General features: G+C 70.2%; 15 protein-coding genes and 1 pseudogene. 14 read left to right on the top strand and 2 right to left on the bottom strand.

Annotation, left to right across the window (positions count from 1 at the left end):
- The first annotated feature begins 300 nt into the window (after positions 1–300).
- From ACFWUY_RS18220 to mmsB, 6 genes are all read left to right on the top strand, one after another.
- The gene (locus ACFWUY_RS18220; protein ID WP_384108642.1) at positions 301–1,464 is read left to right on the top strand and encodes a mandelate racemase/muconate lactonizing enzyme family protein; all 1,164 of its coding nucleotides are present in this window, start codon (positions 301–303) and stop codon (positions 1,462–1,464) included.
- Positions 1,461–2,468 carry a zinc-binding dehydrogenase gene (locus ACFWUY_RS18215; RefSeq protein ID WP_384108639.1) on the top strand — a complete coding sequence of 336 codons (1,008 nt, stop codon included), beginning with the start codon at positions 1,461–1,463 and terminating at the stop codon, positions 2,466–2,468. Before ACFWUY_RS18220 ends, ACFWUY_RS18215 begins: the two co-directional genes overlap by 4 nt.
- Before the next feature lie 180 nt (positions 2,469–2,648).
- On the top strand, positions 2,649–3,650 hold the full coding sequence (locus ACFWUY_RS18210; protein ID WP_384108636.1) for a hypothetical protein: 1,002 nt from the start codon (positions 2,649–2,651) through the stop codon (positions 3,648–3,650).
- Between the two features lie 5 nt (positions 3,651–3,655).
- Positions 3,656–4,768 carry a multiple monosaccharide ABC transporter substrate-binding protein gene (chvE, locus tag ACFWUY_RS18205; protein ID WP_384108633.1) on the top strand — a complete coding sequence of 371 codons (1,113 nt, stop codon included), beginning with the start codon at positions 3,656–3,658 and terminating at the stop codon, positions 4,766–4,768.
- Positions 4,769–4,783: 15 nt separating this feature from the next.
- Positions 4,784–6,346: a multiple monosaccharide ABC transporter ATP-binding protein gene (gene mmsA / locus ACFWUY_RS18200; RefSeq protein ID WP_384108630.1), complete on the top strand. Its 1,563-nt coding sequence runs from the start codon at positions 4,784–4,786 to the stop codon at positions 6,344–6,346.
- Entirely contained in the window at positions 6,336–7,556 is a 1,221-nt protein-coding gene (gene mmsB / locus ACFWUY_RS18195; protein ID WP_384108627.1) for a multiple monosaccharide ABC transporter permease, read from the top strand. The genes mmsA and mmsB overlap by 11 nt, the downstream gene beginning before the upstream one ends.
- 68 nt (positions 7,557–7,624) lie before the next feature.
- On the opposite strand, the pseudogene ACFWUY_RS18190 reads toward mmsB, so the two are convergent.
- Positions 7,625–7,918: pseudogene (locus tag ACFWUY_RS18190) on the bottom strand (SMP-30/gluconolactonase/LRE family protein); the annotation flags it as partial.
- Complete coding sequence (locus tag ACFWUY_RS18185) at positions 7,914–8,687, bottom strand: IclR family transcriptional regulator (RefSeq protein WP_384108624.1); 774 nt, start codon at positions 8,685–8,687, stop codon at positions 7,914–7,916. The gene ACFWUY_RS18185 and the pseudogene ACFWUY_RS18190, both read right to left, overlap by 5 nt.
- 346 nt (positions 8,688–9,033) lie before the next feature.
- On the opposite strand from ACFWUY_RS18185, the gene ACFWUY_RS18180 reads away from it, so the two are divergent.
- From ACFWUY_RS18180 to ACFWUY_RS18145, 8 genes are all read left to right on the top strand, one after another.
- Complete coding sequence (locus tag ACFWUY_RS18180) at positions 9,034–9,327, top strand: hypothetical protein (RefSeq protein WP_384108621.1); 294 nt, start codon at positions 9,034–9,036, stop codon at positions 9,325–9,327.
- 148 nt (positions 9,328–9,475) lie between these two features.
- Positions 9,476–10,852, top strand: coding sequence for a B12-binding domain-containing radical SAM protein (locus ACFWUY_RS18175; protein ID WP_384108618.1), 1,377 nt, complete (start codon positions 9,476–9,478; stop codon positions 10,850–10,852).
- A complete protein-coding gene (locus ACFWUY_RS18170) occupies positions 10,836–11,744 on the top strand; it encodes a GNAT family N-acetyltransferase (RefSeq protein ID WP_384108615.1) in 909 nt (302 codons plus the stop codon). The genes ACFWUY_RS18175 and ACFWUY_RS18170 overlap by 17 nt, the downstream gene beginning before the upstream one ends.
- Positions 11,741–12,976: a hypothetical protein gene (locus ACFWUY_RS18165; protein WP_384108612.1), complete on the top strand. Its 1,236-nt coding sequence runs from the start codon at positions 11,741–11,743 to the stop codon at positions 12,974–12,976. Before ACFWUY_RS18170 ends, ACFWUY_RS18165 begins: the two co-directional genes overlap by 4 nt.
- Entirely contained in the window at positions 12,970–13,971 is a 1,002-nt protein-coding gene (locus ACFWUY_RS18160) for a radical SAM protein (protein WP_384108609.1), read from the top strand. Before ACFWUY_RS18165 ends, ACFWUY_RS18160 begins: the two co-directional genes overlap by 7 nt.
- Entirely contained in the window at positions 13,971–15,254 is a 1,284-nt protein-coding gene (locus ACFWUY_RS18155; protein ID WP_384108607.1) for an MFS transporter, read from the top strand. Before ACFWUY_RS18160 ends, ACFWUY_RS18155 begins: the two co-directional genes overlap by 1 nt.
- On the top strand, positions 15,247–16,554 hold the full coding sequence (locus ACFWUY_RS18150; protein WP_384108604.1) for an AMP-binding protein: 1,308 nt from the start codon (positions 15,247–15,249) through the stop codon (positions 16,552–16,554). Before ACFWUY_RS18155 ends, ACFWUY_RS18150 begins: the two co-directional genes overlap by 8 nt.
- Positions 16,551–16,868: an acyl carrier protein gene (locus ACFWUY_RS18145; protein WP_384108601.1), complete on the top strand. Its 318-nt coding sequence runs from the start codon at positions 16,551–16,553 to the stop codon at positions 16,866–16,868. Before ACFWUY_RS18150 ends, ACFWUY_RS18145 begins: the two co-directional genes overlap by 4 nt.
- Positions 16,869–16,874: the final 6 nt, after the last annotated feature.

Raw genomic sequence — 16,874 nt, 5'->3', positions numbered from 1 at the left:
AACCTCGATCACGCTTCAGGTCAAGAAGACGCCTGGCCATGCCCGCGGGTGGGCACGTTCATCCGTACTCGGCTGTCCATGTTCACGTGTCCGCCGCCACCGACCGGCTCCTCGCGCCCTCGCGCCCTCGCGCCCTCGCGCCCTCGCGCCCTCGCCCCCTCACGCCCTCGCGCCCTGGTGGGCCGACCGCCCGGACGCCGGTCCGGTACGACCTCTTGACGCCCCCCGCGCGACCTCCCTAGTGTCACCGCCAGAATTTCGAACGCAGGACGAAATCTCGAACAGCAGGGAGCAACCGCCGTGCGGATCACGGGAATCAGCACGCACGTCGTCGGGACGCCGTGGCGCAACCTGACCTACGTCCAGGTCCATACCGACGAGGGGATCACCGGGGTCGGCGAGACCCGGATGCTGGGCCACACCGACGCGCTCCTCGGCTACCTGCGCGAGGCCGAGATCAACCACGTCCGCGGCTCGGACCCGTTCGCCGTCGAGGACCTCGTACGGCGCATGAAGTACGGGGACTTCGGCCGGGCCGGGGAGATCGTGATGTCCGGTATCGCGGTCGTGGAGATGGCCTGCTGGGACATCAAGGGCAAGGCGCTCGGCGTCCCGGTCTGGCAGCTGCTCGGCGGGAAGGTGACCGACCGGGTGAAGGCGTACGCGAACGGCTGGTACACCACCGAACGCACCCCGGAGGCGTACCACAAGGCCGCCCGGGGCGTGGTCGAGCGCGGCTACCGGGCCCTGAAGATCGACCCCTTCGGCAACGGTCACTACGAGCTCGACCACGAGCGGAGCCGGTACGCGGTCTCCCTCGTCGAGGCGGTGCGGGACGCCATCGGACCCGACACCGAGCTGATGCTGGAGATGCACGGCCGTTTCTCCCCCGCCACCGCGGTGCGCCTCGCCCACGACCTCGCGCCGTTCCGGCCGGCCTGGCTGGAGGAGCCGGTGCCGCCGGAGAACCTCAAGGCCCTGAAGAAGGTGGCCGACAAGGTGGACATGCCGATCGCCACCGGCGAGCGGATCCATGACCGGATCGAGTTCCGCGAGCTGTTCGAGAACCAGGCCGCGGACATCCTCCAGCCGGACGTCGGCCACATCGGCGGCATCTGGGAGACCCGCAAGCTGGCCGCCACCGCCGAGACCCACTACATGATGGTCGCCCCGCACAACGTCGGCGGCCCGGTCCTCACCGCCGCCTCCCTCCAGGTGGGCTTCACCACCCCCAACTTCAAGGTCCTGGAGCACTTCAACGACTTCGCGGACGCCGACATCAAGAAGGTGGTCAAGGGCGCCCCGCAGGTCGACCCGGAGACGGGCTGCTTCCACCTCTCCGACGCGCCCGGCCTCGGTGTCGAGCTCGACGTGGACGCGGCGGCCGAGTTCCCCCAGCAGCAGGCCCGGTTCGACCTGTGGTCCGAGGGCTGGGAGCGGCGCCGGCCGAAGGGAACCCGGTGAGCGGCGAGGCGCTCGTCGTCGACGCGCCGGGCGTGTTCCGGCTCGTCCCGCACGTGCCGCGCGAGCCCGGCCCGGGCGAGGCGCTGGTGGCCGTGCACGCGGTCGGGGTGTGCGGCAGCGATCGCGAGGTCTACCGGGGCAACCGGCCCGAGGGATACGTCCGTTACCCCCTCGTCCCCGGCCACGAGTGGTCCGGGACCGTCGAGCGGGTAGGCGACGGCGTGCCCGGGACGCTGACCGGCCGCAAGGTGGTCGGGGAGGGCTTCCGCAACTGTCAGATCTGTGACCGCTGCCACGCGGGCGAGACGACCCTGTGCACCGCAGGGTACGAGGAGACCGGCTTCACCCGGCCCGGTGCCATGGCCCCCGCCCTCACCCTCCCGGCCCGGCTGCTGCACGTCCTGCCGGACGACGCCGACCTGACCGCGGCCGCCCTCCTGGAGCCCGCCGCCTGCGTGGCGGCGGCGGCGCTCAGGGCGGGCGCCCGGCCCGGTGACCGGGTCGCGGTGGTCGGCACCGGCACCCTCGGCCTGCTCGCGGTGCGGTTCCTCGCGGCGGCCTCGCCGGCGCGGCTGCTCGTCGTCGGCGTGGGGACCGAGTGGGAGCGGCTCGCCCGGCGGCTCGGCGCCACCGACTTCCGCACCCGCGACCAAGGCCTCCCGGACGACTTCGACGTGGTGATCGAGGCCGCAGGCTCCGCCGACGCCGCCCGCACCGCCGCCGGCCTGCTGCGACGCGGTGGACGCCTGGTCCTGACCGGCCTCCCGGCGCCCGGCGCCGAGAAGCTCGATCCCGCCGGCCTGGTCGTCCGGCAGCTGACCGTGCACAGCGTCTTCGGCGCCCCGCCGGCCGCCTGGGCGCACGCCACACGCCTGTTCGCGGCCGGGTTGCTCGACCCGCTGCCGCTTGTCACGCACGAGCTGCCGCTTTCCGAGTTCGGGCAGGCCATGGCGCTCGTGGGGGCCGGCGACCCGAAGGTGGGCAAGGTGCTGCTGCGGCCGTAGGCCGCAAGGGACCGATCTCGAGCCCGGCTTCCAAGCCCAGATCCAGATCCAGATCCAGATCCCGAGACCGAGCCGGGCCCGCGGGCCCCGACCCGGCCCGCTTCGGCACCGTACCGGCGAGGGCGGCCCGTGCCCACACCTCCGAACCATGTCCGATATTTCGAACACGAAGGACAGTCCGTGACCGATGCCTCCGCCCCGACCGCCCGCCGGCCCGCCGAACAGGCGCTCGCCGCGCTCGGCCTGGGCGCGCCCGCCCCTTCCCCCGACGACGCCTCACCGCACACCTTCCCCGGCGGCGGCCGCTGGCGCACCGAGGTCCCCTCCTGCGAGGGGCCCGAGGTGTTGGCCGTGATCCTGGAGGAGGCCGACCGGCTCGGCGTACCGGTGCACCGGATCAGTCAGGGCAGCGGCGTGTGGATGCTGACCGACGCCGAGATCGCCGAGATGGTCGCCGCGACCACCGAACGGGCCGTCGAGCTCTGTCTGTTCACCGGCCCGCGCGGCACCTGGGACACCGGGGCGTCCGTACGTGCCGACTCGCGGGGGGCCGGACCGCGGGCGCGCGGTCACGACGCCGTCGCCGGATGCGTCGAGGACGCCGTACGCGCCACCGAGCTGGGCGTGAAGTGCCTGCTCGTCGCCGACGAGGGCGTGCTGTGGACGCTGCACCGGGCGCGGCTCATGGGGATCCTCCCGGCCGACACCACGCTCAAGGTCTCCGCGCTGATCGGCCCGGTCAACCCCGCCTCGTACGCGGTGTACGAGCGGCTGGGCGCCGACTCGGTCAACGTGCCGAGCGACCTGACGCTGGACCACCTCACCGGCATCCGGCGGGTCTCCGCCGCCCCCATGGACATGTACATCGAAGCCCCCGACGACCTCGGCGGCTATGTGCGGATGTACGAGGTCGCCGAGCTGATCCGGCGCGGCGCACCGCTCTACCTGAAGTTCGGCCTGTCCAAGGCGCCGGGGATCTATCCGTATGGCACCCATCTGCGGACCCTCGCCCTGGACACCGCCCGGGAACGGGTGCGACGGGGCCGCCTCGCCCTGGACCTGCTCGCCCGGCACGGCGCGGACGGCGCGATGGCGCCGCTCGGCTCCCGGCTGCCGGGGCCCCTGAACCGCTTCTCCGCCACGGAATCGCCCGCTCTCGACGACGAGAAGAACGAGGACTGATCACCATGCGCAACCGCAGAGCCGCAGTGACCCCCCTGGCCGCAGCCTTCTGTCTCGCCCTGACCCTGTCCGCCTGTGGCCAGAACGCCGAGGGCGGCGGAAAGGGAGGCTCCGGCGGCACCGAGGGTGCCACCATCGGCATCGCCATGCCGACGAAGTCCTCCGAGCGGTGGATCGCCGACGGCGAGAACGTCGTCAAGAGCCTGGAGGCGAAGGGGTACAGGACGCAGCTGGTCTTCGGCGAGGACGACCCCGACCAGCAGGTCGCCCAGATCGAGAACCTGATCACCCAGGGGGTGAAGGCCCTCGTCGTCGCCGCGATCGACAACAAGTCCCTGAACAACGTCCTCCAGCAGGCAGCCGACGCGGACATCCCGGTCATCGCCTACGACCGGCTGATCCTCGGCTCGAAGAACGTGGACTACTACGCCTCCTTCGACAACGCGAAGGTCGGCGAGCTCCAGGCCACGTACATCGTCGAGAAGCTCGGCCTGAAGGACGGCTCGAAGAAGGGGCCCTTCCGCATCGAGCTGTTCGCCGGCTCCAACGACGACAACAACACCAAGTACTTCTTCAACGGCGCGATGAGCGTGCTGAACCCGTACATCGAGAAGAAGCAGCTGGTGGTCGGCTCAGGCCAGACGGCGCTCAACCAGGTCACCACCCTGCGCTGGGACGGCGGCACCGCGCAGCGGCGGATGGACGACATCCTCACCGCGGCGTACAAGACCGAGGCGGTGGACGCGGTGCTCTCGCCGTACGACGGCATCTCCATCGGCATCCTCTCCGCGCTCAAGTCCGACGACTACGGCTCGAAGAACAAGCCGCTGCCGGTGGTCACCGGCCAGGACGCCGAGCTCGCCTCGGTGAAGTCGATCATCGCGGGCGAGCAGACCCAGACCGTCTACAAGGACACCCGGGAGCTCGCGAAGGTCGCCGCGAACATGGTCGACGCGGTGCTGCACGACAAGAAGCCGGAGGTCAACGACGAGAAGGCGTACGACAACGGCAGCAAGGTCGTCCCCGCCTACCTGCTCCAGCCGGTGAGCGTGGACAGGGGCAACTACGAGCAGGTCCTCGTCGACAGCGGCTACTACACCGCCGCGGACCTGAAGTAGCGGGGAGGGGCGACCATGACGGGACCCGTCCTGGAGATGCGTGCGATCGGCAAGACCTTCCCCGGGGTCCGGGCGCTGTCGGACGTCACGCTGACGGTCCGCCGGGGCGAGGTCCACGCCCTCTGCGGGGAGAACGGCGCCGGCAAGTCGACCCTGATGAAGGTCCTCTCCGGCGTCCATCCGCACGGCAGTTATGAGGGGGAGATCCGTTTCGAGGGCGCCGTCTGTCGTTTCCGGGACATCCGGGCGAGCGAGCGGCACGGCATCGTGATCCTCCATCAGGAGCTGGCGCTCATACCGTACTTGTCCATCGCCGAGAACATCTTCCTCGGCAACGAGCGGGCGACGCGGGGCATCGTCAGTTGGAACGAGACGCTGGAGGAGGCGGCCCGGCTGATGCGCCGGGTCGGCCTCGACGAGCATCCGCAGACCCGCGTCGCGGACCTCGGCGTCGGCAAACAGCAGCTCGTGGAGATCGCCAAGGCGCTGTCGAAGGAGGTGAAGCTGCTCGTCCTGGACGAGCCGACCGCCGCGCTCAACGACGAGGACAGTGCCCAACTGCTCAACCTGATACTTGAGTTGAAGGAGCAGGGGATCACCTCGATCATCATCTCGCACAAGCTGGGCGAGATCCGGCGGGTCGCCGACACGGTGACCGTCCTGCGCGACGGCCGGACCATCGAGACCCTCGACGTGGCCGACCCGGCCACCACCGAGGACCGGATCATCAGCGGCATGATCGGCCGGGGCCTCGACCACCGCTTCCCGGACCGCACCCCGTACGCGGGGGAGCCGGGTACCGCCCCGGCCCTCGAGATCCGCGACTGGACCGTGCTCCACCCGATCGACCGGCAGCGCAAGGTCGTCGACGGGGTCTCCCTGTCGGTCCGGCGCGGCGAGATCGTCGGCATCGCGGGCCTCATGGGCGCGGGCCGCACCGAGCTCGCGATGAGCGTCTTCGGCCGCTCGTACGGGCGGTACGGGGGCGGCACGGTCCTCAAGGGCGGTGCGGCGATCCGCACCCGCAGCGTCCCGGAGGCGGTCGCGCACGGCATCGCGTACGTCACCGAGGACCGCAAGCACTACGGGCTCAACCTCATCGACACCATCGGGCGGAACATCTCGCTCAGCGCGCTCGGCAGGGTCGCCCGGCGGGGTGTGGTCGACGCCCACGAGGAGCGCCGGGTCGCCGAGGGGTTCCGCACCTCCATGAACATCAAGGCGCCCACCGTCTTCGAGCCGGTGGGCCGGCTCTCCGGCGGCAACCAGCAGAAGGTCGTCCTCAGCAAGTGGATCTTCGCCGGTCCGGACGTGCTGATCCTGGACGAGCCGACCCGGGGCATCGACGTCGGCGCCAAGTACGAGATCTACACGGTGATCGACCGGCTGGCCGCCGAGGGCAAGGCGGTGATCGTCATCTCCTCCGAACTGCCCGAACTGCTCGGCATGTGCGACCGGATCTACACCATGGCCGCCGGCCGGCTCACCGGCGAGGTGCCCCGTTCGGAGGCGACGCAGGACGTGCTGATGCGCCACATGACCAAGGAAGCGACGAGGGAGAACGACCATGAGCGCTGACGTCACGGCCGAGAAGCCGGTGTCCGGCCCGTCCGGGGGAGCGGCCCGGCCGGTGCTCGACGGCATGCGCCGGAACATGCGCCAGTACGGCATGCTGATCGCCCTCGGCGCCATCGTGGCGCTGTTCGCGGTGTGGACCGGCGGCGACCTGCTGCTGCCGCGCAACGTGTCCAACCTGGTGCTGCAGAACAGCTACATCCTCATTCTCGCGATCGGCATGATGATCGTCATCGTGGCCGGGCACATCGACCTCTCGGTCGGCTCGATCACCGCGTTCGTCGGCGGCGTGGCGGCCGTCCTCATGGTGCAGCACGACCTGCCGTGGCCGGTCGCGGGGCTCCTCTGCCTGGCCATCGGCGCGGTCGCAGGGGCCGCGCAGGGGTATCTGATCGCCTATGCGGGCATGCCGTCGTTCATCGTCACGCTCGCCGGGATGCTGGTCTTCCGAGGACTGACCGAGGTCTTCCTCGAAGGCCGGACCCTCGGCCCGTTCCCCGAGGGCCTGCAGCAGCTCGCCAACGGCTTCCTGCCCGAGGTCGGACCGACGACGAACTACCACAACCTGACCCTGGTGCTCGGCTTCCTTCTGATCGGGGTCGTGATCCGCCAGGAGGTCCGCAACCGGCGCCGGCAGAGCGCGTACGCCCTCGACGTGCCGCCGGCCGGGCTGTTCGCGGTGAAGCTGGCCGCGCTGACCGCCTCGATCCTGATCTTCACGATGCTGCTGGCCAGCTACAAGGGCGCGCCGGTGGTGCTGCTGATCCTGGCGGTGCTGCTCGTCGGCTTCGGCTATCTGATGCGCAACGCGGTCATCGGCCGCCATGTGTACGCCATCGGGGGCAACCTGCCGGCGGCGAAGCTGTCCGGTGTACGGGACCGGAAGGTCACCTTCCTGGTCTTCCTCAACATGGGCATGCTGGCGGCGCTCGCCGGACTGGTCTTCGCGGCCCGCTTCAACGCGGCCTCGCCGAAGGCCGGGCTCAACTTCGAACTGGAGGCCATCGCCGCCGCGTTCATCGGAGGCGCCTCGATGAGCGGCGGCGTCGGCACGGTGCTCGGCGCCATCATCGGCGGCCTGGTGCTCGGCGTACTGAACAACGGCATGAACCTGGTGGGCATCGGCAGCGACTTCCAGCAGGTCATCAAGGGCCTGGTGCTGCTGGCCGCGGTCGGCTTCGACGTGTGGAACAAGCGGCGGGCCGGCGCGTAGCGGCGCGGGGCCTGCCTCGGCCTCCGAAGGGGGCTGGGGCAGGCCCCGTCCCGCTCCGGGGACGACGACCCCGCTCCGGGTACGGCGAGCAGCGAGCCGGACGGCGGGCGCGGGCGGTCCAGGCCGGTCCGCGCCGTCGTCACGTACAGGCCGGTCAGGTCCGGCCCGCCGAACGCGCAGGCCGTGGGCCGGCGCACGGGCCGGCGTCAGGGCCCGGCCGAGCGCCCCGACGGCGTGTAGCGGCGCACCGCCCCGCCGTCCCACAGCGCCACCCCCACCCAGCCGTCGGCGTCGACGGCGAGCCCGTCGGGGAAGCCCGCGCCCTCCTCGATCAGGGCCGGCGGGCGGCGACCTCGATCACGCCGCACCCCGGTGGCCGAGCCGCTCGGACAGCTCCGCGGCCCCCTTGACGGCCAGTTCCTCCAGCTCGGCGCGGCGGGCCTCGCTCCAGCGGATCATCGGCACAGAGATCGAGAGGGCGGCGACCACCAGGCCCGTGCGGTCGCGCACGGGGGCGGCCACGCAGCTGACGTCCGGGTTGGACTCGCGGCTCTCCAGGGCGACGCCGCGCCGCCGCACGTCGGCCAGCGCGGCGCGCAGCGCGGCGGGGTCGGTGACGCTGTTCGGGGTCATCGCGACCAGCTCGGCGCCGTCGGGGACGCGGGCCGCCAGCTCCTCCTCGGGGAGCGAGGCGAGCAGCATCTTGCCGACGGAGGTGCAGTGCGCGGGCAGCCGGCGGCCGGCCGCGGAGACCATGCGCACGGCGTGCGTGGAGTCCACCTTGGCGATGTAGATGACGTCCGTGCCCTCCAGAATGGCCACGTGCACGGTCTCGTCGCAGGTCTCGGCGACGGCGCGGGCGACCTGCCGGCCCTCGTCGGCGAGGTCGAGCTGCTCGGCGTACCGGCTGCCGAGCTGGTACGGGCGGACGCCGAGCCGGTAGCGCCCGGCCTGCTCCGGGACCGGTACCAGGTACGAGCGGGCGGTCAGCGTGTTCACCAGCTCGTGCACGGTGGTGCGCGGCAGCTGGAGCCGGCGCACGATCTCGGGGGTCGAGACCGTTCCGTCCCCGTCGAGGAAGAGCTCCAGGATGTCCAGGGCCCGGGTCACGGCAGGTACGAGGCGTCCCACGACCGCCCCTCCCTTGCGTTCGAAATATCAACAACCGGTCGGAATGACGAACACAGGCTACTGGCAGACGCCGTCCCTGTCAGGAGGTCACGCGAACGCCTCGACCGCGGCGCCATGTCCCTTTGCTCACGAGGCCCGGAGCCGGCCGCTTTTCGAGCGCGTCGACCTCTGGATTCCGACCCAGGCATGAACCGGTCAGGGGCGGAATGTGCCAGGCCGGACCTCTGGTCCGGCCCTTCTCCGTCGGCAAGGATCGATGCATCGAAAGAGACGGCCGCAGTTGTTGAACACGGGGACGTCTTGGCCGACATCCGGCTGTTGAAGCATGTCGATAAGGAGCAATGGAATGACGCAGACCGCTGTAACCTCGTTCACTGCCCAGCAGGTCGCCGAAGCCGAGAAGGCGGCGCAGACCCTGGAGGCCCTCGTGGCGCGCCTCGGTTCCGACGAGTCGTTCGCCGCGGCTCTGAAGGACAAGCCCCGCAAGACGCTTGCCGACGCCGGCATCGTCATCGAGAAGGAGTCCATGGAGTCGCTCATGCTCGTCGACGCCGATCGTTTCGACCGGGCTTGTGAGCTTCTCTTCGACCTGGTCGACTCGGACTTCCTCATCACGATGTCCACGCCGTCCTGCGGCTGAATCAGAAATCCGGCGCGCTGCGGCTACGTGATTCTCCGTAAGGACTGAGCCGCTACTCGCCCCTCTGGCCGGGGCGCAAGAGCCGACATCTCCGCCGTCCTTGCGCCCCCGGTCATCTCTCTGGGTGAAGAGGTTTTGTATGTCACGCGTGCTGCTGGTCAACCTGGCCAGTCTTCCCATGGACGGGAACCAACCGATATTCCCCATCGGTCTCCGGTGTGTCCAGGACGCCCTGGACCGCGCGGGCCACGTGACGCGACTCATGGACTTCGTTGCGGAGCCGGCCGGCCTGACCGACCTCGACTGGCTCGGTCACGCATGGGATGTCATCGGGTTCACCATCCGGAACATCGACCCCATCGACATCACCTGCAGCACTCATGTCGACGAGTACGTCTCCTTCGCGAAGCGCGTGCGGGCCGAGCTCGACCGGCGTGGGCTCGACCCGGTGCTGGTCGGGGGCGGGCCGGGGTTCAGCCTGTTCGGCGACACGCTCGTCGGCCGGCTCGGGCTCGACGTGGGAGTCATCGGCCCGGGTGAGCAGGTCATGCTCGACATCGCGACGAACCCGCGGTCCTTCAAGGGGAGAGGAGGCGTCCTCCAGGGAAGGCGGCACTGCGGATTCCTCACCGACACCCTGCGCCACCCGGCCTCGCTCATGGCGGCGTACACGAACGCGCACCAGGCGATGATCGGCGTGGAGACCCGACGGAAGACCTGCTACCAGACCTGCGGGTACTGCCCGTACGCGTACATCGAAGGAGACAACGCCGGAGACCTCAAGCCGCTGGAAGTCCTGGCGGACGAGATCCGGGGTATCCACCGTGCGGGATTCAGACGCATCTTCTTCACGGACGGTATCTTCAACAGCGAACTGCGGTTCGCGAAGGAAGTCGTCCAGCTCGTCAAGGATCTCTCCCTGGACGGCTTGACCTGGTCGGCGTACTTCACGCCGAAACCCTTCGACGACGAATTCGGCGAAATGCTCCAGGACAGCGGAGTGGAAGCCGTCGTGGTGTCGCCCGACAGCCTCGACGACGCCATGATGCGCAACCTCGGCAAGTCCTTCTCGAGCCGGCACGTGTCTCGGTTCCTGGAGCGCAGCCGCAAGAACGACCTTCCGGTGAAGGTGAACGTCGTGTTCGGCGGACCGGGCGAGAACAGGGAATCGGTCCGGAACAGTGCCCGTTTCATCAACGAGAACCTCCGCGACGACGAACTCGTGATGCACGTCGGCTATCGGGTGTTGCCCGAGACCGCCCTCGCGAGGCAACTCGGGGCGGACGACGATCAATTGCTCTACCCCGTCTTCTATCCCTTCGATCTCGACGTGTTCAGCTGGATCATCCAGGATCTGGACTCCAGATTCGTCACCCCCCAACTCATGATGAACCTGATGGCCGGCCGTGCGGCTGCGCGCAAGATGGCGAGAACAGAGGCGATGCCCACGATCGCGCCCCCGGGAGCCACCCGCCTTGCCCTGGCCCGGGTAGGAGGAGGCGGTGGCAGTGGCTGCGGAAATTGATGTCGCGCCCCTCGCGCCCCTCGCGAGCCCGCGTACGGGATCGGGACTGACAGCACGCCGCCTTCGCGCCGGAGAGGTCGACGCGGCTCTGCGGCTCTGCCCGTTCGAGGACGTCGACGCCGACGTCGTCCGCCGAGAACTGGCGGCCGAAGCGGACTACTGCTGGATGGGCATGTTCACCCCGGACGGAACGCCGGCGGCGGTGCACCGAGCCATGCGATGGCACCGGCACCTGCTGCTGAAGGGCGTCTTCGTCGACGACGGGTTCCGAGGGTCGGGGGCCGCGCTCGGCGCGGCGTTCGCCGTCCGGGACTGGGCTCGGGAGGCCGGATACGAGGGTGTCGTCGCCTGGGTGGAGCCGAACAGGCCTGAGGCGCGTCTGGCCACCAGGCTGCGGCTGCGTACCGTCGGCCCGCTCCTGCACCGCTACCTCGTCCCACTGCCGTACGGCTCCGACGCGGCGCGTCCGGCCGGGACGCCCCCGCGCACGTCCGGCACGCTCGTCGTTCCGGGCGAAGTCGTTCCGGCCGAGGACGAAGCGGCTCCCATGGTCCGGGAACTGCTCGGTGTTCCGCGGAGTCCCTCGGCCGGCACCCGGCTCGCCTGGGTGCTGGACCGCTCACGACTCGTCCTGAGCGGCAACCCGTGCCGTTCGACGGGTGACCTGGACGGGCTCCTGGCCGCCGCCGAGGACACCGCGGTGTCGGCCGGCGCGACCGCCGCCGAGGTGGTGGTCGAGGCAGCGGACATCCCGGCCGCGTTGACCATGGCCGGCCGGGGGGCGCGGCGGCTGAGCCGTTCCCCGGTCGCTCTGGGCATGGTGACCTTCGCGGGCACGGAACCCTCGGGTACGTCGGTTCGTCCGGCCGCGACGGAGCTGAGGACGCCGTGACCGGAGCGCACGCGGCGCGGCGCGTCTGCCTGGACGAGAGTCCCGAGGTGGCGGCGGAGCTGTTCCGGCGACAAGGACTCGACCCGCGACGTCTTGAGCGACTGCTGTTCTCGACGGCCGACGCGGGTGAAGCCGCCCGGTCGGAGACCGTGAAGCTGCTGGACGCCTGGGGGCGGCCGACCGAGGCCGAACTGTACGTGCCGTCGCGTCGGGACGGGCGCCCCCTGGGCCTGATCGTGGGCCTGCACGGCGTCGGGAGCTCCGGGGCGGTGCTCCAGGACCACCTCCGGGCGCTCGCCGATGCCTGCGGCGCGGTCCTGCTGTGCCCGACCGCGCTTCAACCGTTCGGGACGAGCAACAACTTCGACGTGGCCGGAATCTTCGGCAGCCGGTTCCGGGAGGCCCGGTGGACGACGGAGCCGGGCGATTTCCCGGTACGAGCCCTGCGCTGGGCCCGTGAACACCTGGCCGTCGACGTGAACCGCTGCGCTCTGGTGGGGGCCTCGATGGGGGGCATCGCGACGTGGGGCATGGCGTCGCGCCGCTGGGACGGTCTCGCCATGGCGACGTCCGTCAACGGCGCACCCTCGATCTGGGAGATGTTCGGGCCCGACAACACGATGCGTGAGCTGCTGCCCAATGTCCTGGGCGTGCCGCTGACGGTGGTGCACGGAGCCCGGGACCGGCAGATCCCCCTCGTCCTTGCCCGTGACGCCGTGACGCACCTGAGGGGCCGGGGCCATCCGGGCATTTCGTTCGTCGAAGTGCCGGACGGCGAGCACAAGCTGAGCACGATGGGGATCGAGCCGGGAAATCCGCAGTTCGACGAGGTCGTCCGGTGCTTCGGCGCCGCGAAGAGAACGCCGTGGCCCGGACACGTCCGGCACCGTGCCCGCGAGAGGGCGCACAGCCGGGCCCACTGGGTGGAGATGGACGACCTCCTCCCCGGGAGCACGGCGACCGTGGACGCCCGCGCGGTGGACCGTACGCGCCTGGTCATCCGCGCGTCCGGTTGCTCGCGGCTGCGTCTCTTCCTCAGCGACCGGTTGGTGGATCACGGCCGAGTGCTGGTGACGGTCAACGACGAGCCCCGAGAAATAGATTTCCGTCCGTCTCTGGTCGACGCGATATCCACGTACGGAGAGGCGGATGCCGACCCCGGCCGCATGGCGCAGATGGTCGTCGACATGGCATTGCCCGAGATTCGTGAGGAAGAAGGTACGTCTTGCTGAGCCGTGATGAAATGCGCCGTCTGCTGTTGGCACGCGGCCCTGAGCAGGAGCAGCTGTTCGCGGAGAGCCGGAAGGCACGGAACGAGCACTTCGGTGCGGCCGTCGTGCTGCGAGGTGTCATCGAGCTGACCAACGTCTGCCGGGTGAACTGCGACTACTGCCCGATGCGTCGTGACAACGTACGCGAGAACGACACCTACTTCCTGTCCGCGGACAAGATCGTCGAGCTGGCCGAACTGATCCGGGGCAACGGGATCGACGTCATCCTGCTCCAGGGCGGCGAGACGCCGGCGCTGATGCCGCTCCTGGAGGAGGTGATACCGCGGATCCGGCGGTTGTACGACGACCGGGTCGAGGTCCTGCTGAACGTCGGCAACCTCAAGCGGGCCCAGTACGAGCGACTGCGGGCCGTGGGCGCGACGAGCTACATCCTCAAGCACGAGACGAGCGATCCCGAACTCCACCTCAGCCTTCGGCACGAAACCCTGGAGACGCGCCTGCGGTGCATGCGGGATCTCCAGGAGGTGGGCTTCAAGGTCGGCACGGGGCTGATCTCCAGCCTGCCGGGGCAGTCGCTGGACAGCGTCATCGACGACATCGAGCTGGCGGGTGAGCTCGGTGTGGACATGTGCAGCGTGAGCCCCTTCATCCCGGCCCCGAACACGCCGATGAGCATCTCGCCGATCGGGGACAACGAGCTGGCGCTCAACGTCATCGCCGTTCTCCGGCTGCGCTACCCGCGGTTGCTGATCCCGTCGGTCAGCGCGCTGGAGCGGGTGGGCAGTGGGGGGCAGTCACGCGGCCTGGACGCCGGCGCCAACGTGATGACCGTCAACTTCTCCAGCGCCGGCGACCAGAAGCGCTATCTGATCTACGGGAAGAACCGTTTCGTCGTCACTCTCGACCACGTGCGGGGGCTCGTCCGGTCCTCCGGGCTCGAGCTGAGCGGATCGAGGTTCATCGAGCAGCCCCTGACGAGTGGGGCGGCGGCCTGATGAGCGTCTCCGTGTCCGACGCCGCCGTGTCGGAAGTGGGCACCAGCCGGTTCCTGCGGTTCTGGACCGCGCAGACCGTGTCGCAGGTCGGCCAGCGCTTCGGGATGGTGGCCCTGCCCGTGGTCGCGATCGAGACCCTCCACGCCGGGGCGGCGGAGGTCGGGTACCTGACCGCCGCGCTCACCGTGTGCTATCTGCTGATCGGCCTGCCGGCCGGTGCGTGGGTCGATCGATGGTCGAAGCGGACCACCATGATCAGAGCGGCCGTGGTACGAGCCGTCGTGCTGGCCGGCGTCCCCGTGCTGTGGGCCTTCGACCAGCTCTCCCTCGTGTGGCTGTACGCGGTCGCGGTGATCGTCGGTGTCGCCTCGGTCTTCTTCGACGTCGCGTACCAGTCGTACGTGCCGTTCATCGTCCCCGACAAGGACATCGAACGGGCGAACGCGAGGCTGGAGTCATCGGCCCAGATCTCCGCGGCCGGCGGGCCGGCCGCGGCGGGACTCCTCCTCAAGGCGGTGAGCGCCCCCGTGGTGATCGCCATCGACGCGGTGGCCTATGTGGTGTGTGCCGGTTTCCTGGCGACGGTCAAGGACTCCGAACCGTCCCGCCGTGAGAAGGCGGGAGAGGACTCCCGGCTGGCGCGGGACATCCTGGCCGGCGTCCGGTTCGTCGTGGGCAACCCGGTACTGCGGCGGCTGTGCGTCTCGGTGGGGGTGTCGAACTTCTTCGCCACCATCACCATGACGCTGACGCCCCTGCTCATCCTGAGGACGCTGGGGCTGGGCTCCACGGTCATGGGGGTCGTCCTCGGCGTCGGCACGCTCGGTGGCCTGCTGGCCTCACTCACCCTCCCGAAGGTCCGTGCCCGATTCGACGCGGGCAAGGTCATGGCGGTCGGCCTCATGCTGGCGGGCGTCTCCATGGTGGCCTTCCCCCTGGCCGGATCCCTGGACGGGTCCGCCTTCGTGATCCCGGTCGTCCTGCTCGTCCTCGGCCAGTTCGGAATGACCTGGGGCGCGGTGACCTTCAACATCGCGCAGGTGAGCGTGCGGCAGCGGGTCTGTCCCAAGAACATGCTGGCCCGGATGACCGCTTCGATCCGCTTCGTGGTGTGGGGAAGCATGCCCGTGGCGGCGATCCTGGCCGGCTGGCTCGGCTCGCGCATCGGCATCGTGCCCTGCCTGTGGATCGGTGTGGCGGGTGCCTTCCTGACGGCTCTTCCCGTCATCGGGATGGACCGGCTGATCCGTTCCGCGACACCGGCCCCTGATTCCGGTGTCTGAGGCCCGGCGCGGACTGGCCGAAGCCGTCCTCTCGTCCGGAGGACGGATCGGCGAGGCGCTCCCGGAGGCCACCGCGAACCGCATCACGCGGTGCGCCGAGCAGTACAGGAAGGCAGGTGTCACGGACGGCGACCTGCTCGTGTTCTCCGGCCTCGCGTCGGAGACGCTCCTGGCGGCCGTGGTCGCGTGCTGGAACACCGGTGCCGCCGCGTGGGTGACGCCCCGCGAGCCGGAGACGTTCGTGGCGCACGGCGCGTCCTTCACCGTGACTCCCGGGTCCGCCGAGGAGATCACGGTGGCACGGCGCGCCACCGCGGCCATGCCGGTCCCCGCCGGCCTCGGTCTGCTGCACGAGACGTCCGGATCCACCGGCGAGCCCAAACTCGCGAGGCGCAGTGTCGAGAGCATGCGCGCGGAGCACGTCGGCTACCGCGGAGGCGTGGGACTGGGCGCCGAGGACGCGGTGAGGATCCCCGTACCGGTGGCGCATTCCTTCGGTTCGGGGGTGGCGCTCGCCGCGCTCCTGTCCGGGTGCCGGGTCGACGCCCGTCCGTTCACGACGGCCTCGGGCGTGGCCCGCGACCTGGACCGGGGCAAGAGCACCAAGCTGGCCGTCACCCCGGCCCTGTTGCGGCTGCTGACGAAGACCCGGCGCACGGGTGACTCCCGGCCGCGGGCGGTCCTCGTCGGCGCCGGCACGGTATCGGACGAGCTGGACGCCGCCTGCGCGGCCCGCTTCGGAGTCCCGATCACACGGGGGTACGGGTCGAGCGAGACCGGAGGGATGTTCATCGGATCCCGCGGGCTCGGGCAGCCGATCCCCGCTGTCGGGATCGTCGCTCCGGATCCGGGATCCCGCGGCGAACTGCTCGTGCGCACGGCGACTCCCGTCTGGGGTTACGCACACGAACCCGTACGCGACTCGCTCCTGTGGCGGACCGGGGACATCGTCGAGCGCGACGCCTCGGGCCAGGTGTGGTTCGTCGAGCGCGGGTCCGGAGCCGTACGCGCCAACGGGAAGTTCGTGGACGTCTCCCCGATCCGAGCCGCCGTCGGCGAGGTGGAGGGTGTGGAGGAGGTCGAGTTCCTGGTCCTCCCCCGAGCCGGCGACGCGGAGTTCGAAGACGTCTACGCGGTGGTGTCCGGACGGCCGCCCTCGCGAGAGACCGTGGAGGACGCGCTGTACGCGAGCGCTCCGCCCGGTGTCGCACCACGGTTGAGGATCTTCGCAGAATTCCCGCGGACCGCTGTCGGAAAGCTGGACCGTACTGCGCTCACGGAACGGATCAGGGAGAAATGACCGAACAACTGGTGACGGATTCCCGTGACGGGTTGACGGCGGTGATCGACGCGATCGTCTCCGCCGCCGGGAACGCCGGGGTCGACGATGCCGTACTGGCCCGGCTGCGGTGCCTGCACGCGGCGGACCAGGACACGCTGCTGAAATCGCCTGCGGAGCTCGGACTCGACTCCCTGACCTGGCTGGAGGTGCTCACGGTGCTCGAAGAGCGCTTCGACGTCCTCCTGCCCGACGCGGTGGCCGTGACTCCCGAATCCCGCACGGTCCTCGGTCTCGCACGTGCACTCGCGGACTGCCGGCGCACAGGGCGCTGAATCGGA

Source organism: Streptomyces sp. NPDC058664 (assembly GCF_042716635.1).
Taxonomy (GTDB): Bacteria; Actinomycetota; Actinomycetes; order Streptomycetales; family Streptomycetaceae; genus Streptomyces.
Note: the sequence above shows the minus strand (reverse complement) of the source record. Positions and strands in the feature narration are given on the sequence as shown.

Excerpts from the sequence above, each read along its gene's own strand:
- ACFWUY_RS18155 (WP_384108607.1), top strand. The coding sequence starts at position 13,971 with ATGAGCGTCTCCGTGTCCGACGCCGCCGTGTCGGAAGTGGGCACCAGC.
- ACFWUY_RS18180 (WP_384108621.1), top strand. The coding sequence starts at position 9,034 with ATGACGCAGACCGCTGTAACCTCGTTCACTGCCCAGCAGGTCGCCGAA.
- mmsA (WP_384108630.1), top strand. The coding sequence starts at position 4,784 with ATGACGGGACCCGTCCTGGAGATGCGTGCGATCGGCAAGACCTTCCCC.
- mmsB (WP_384108627.1), top strand. The coding sequence starts at position 6,336 with ATGAGCGCTGACGTCACGGCCGAGAAGCCGGTGTCCGGCCCGTCCGGG.
- chvE (WP_384108633.1), top strand. The coding sequence starts at position 3,656 with ATGCGCAACCGCAGAGCCGCAGTGACCCCCCTGGCCGCAGCCTTCTGT.
- ACFWUY_RS18145 (WP_384108601.1), top strand. The coding sequence starts at position 16,551 with ATGACCGAACAACTGGTGACGGATTCCCGTGACGGGTTGACGGCGGTG.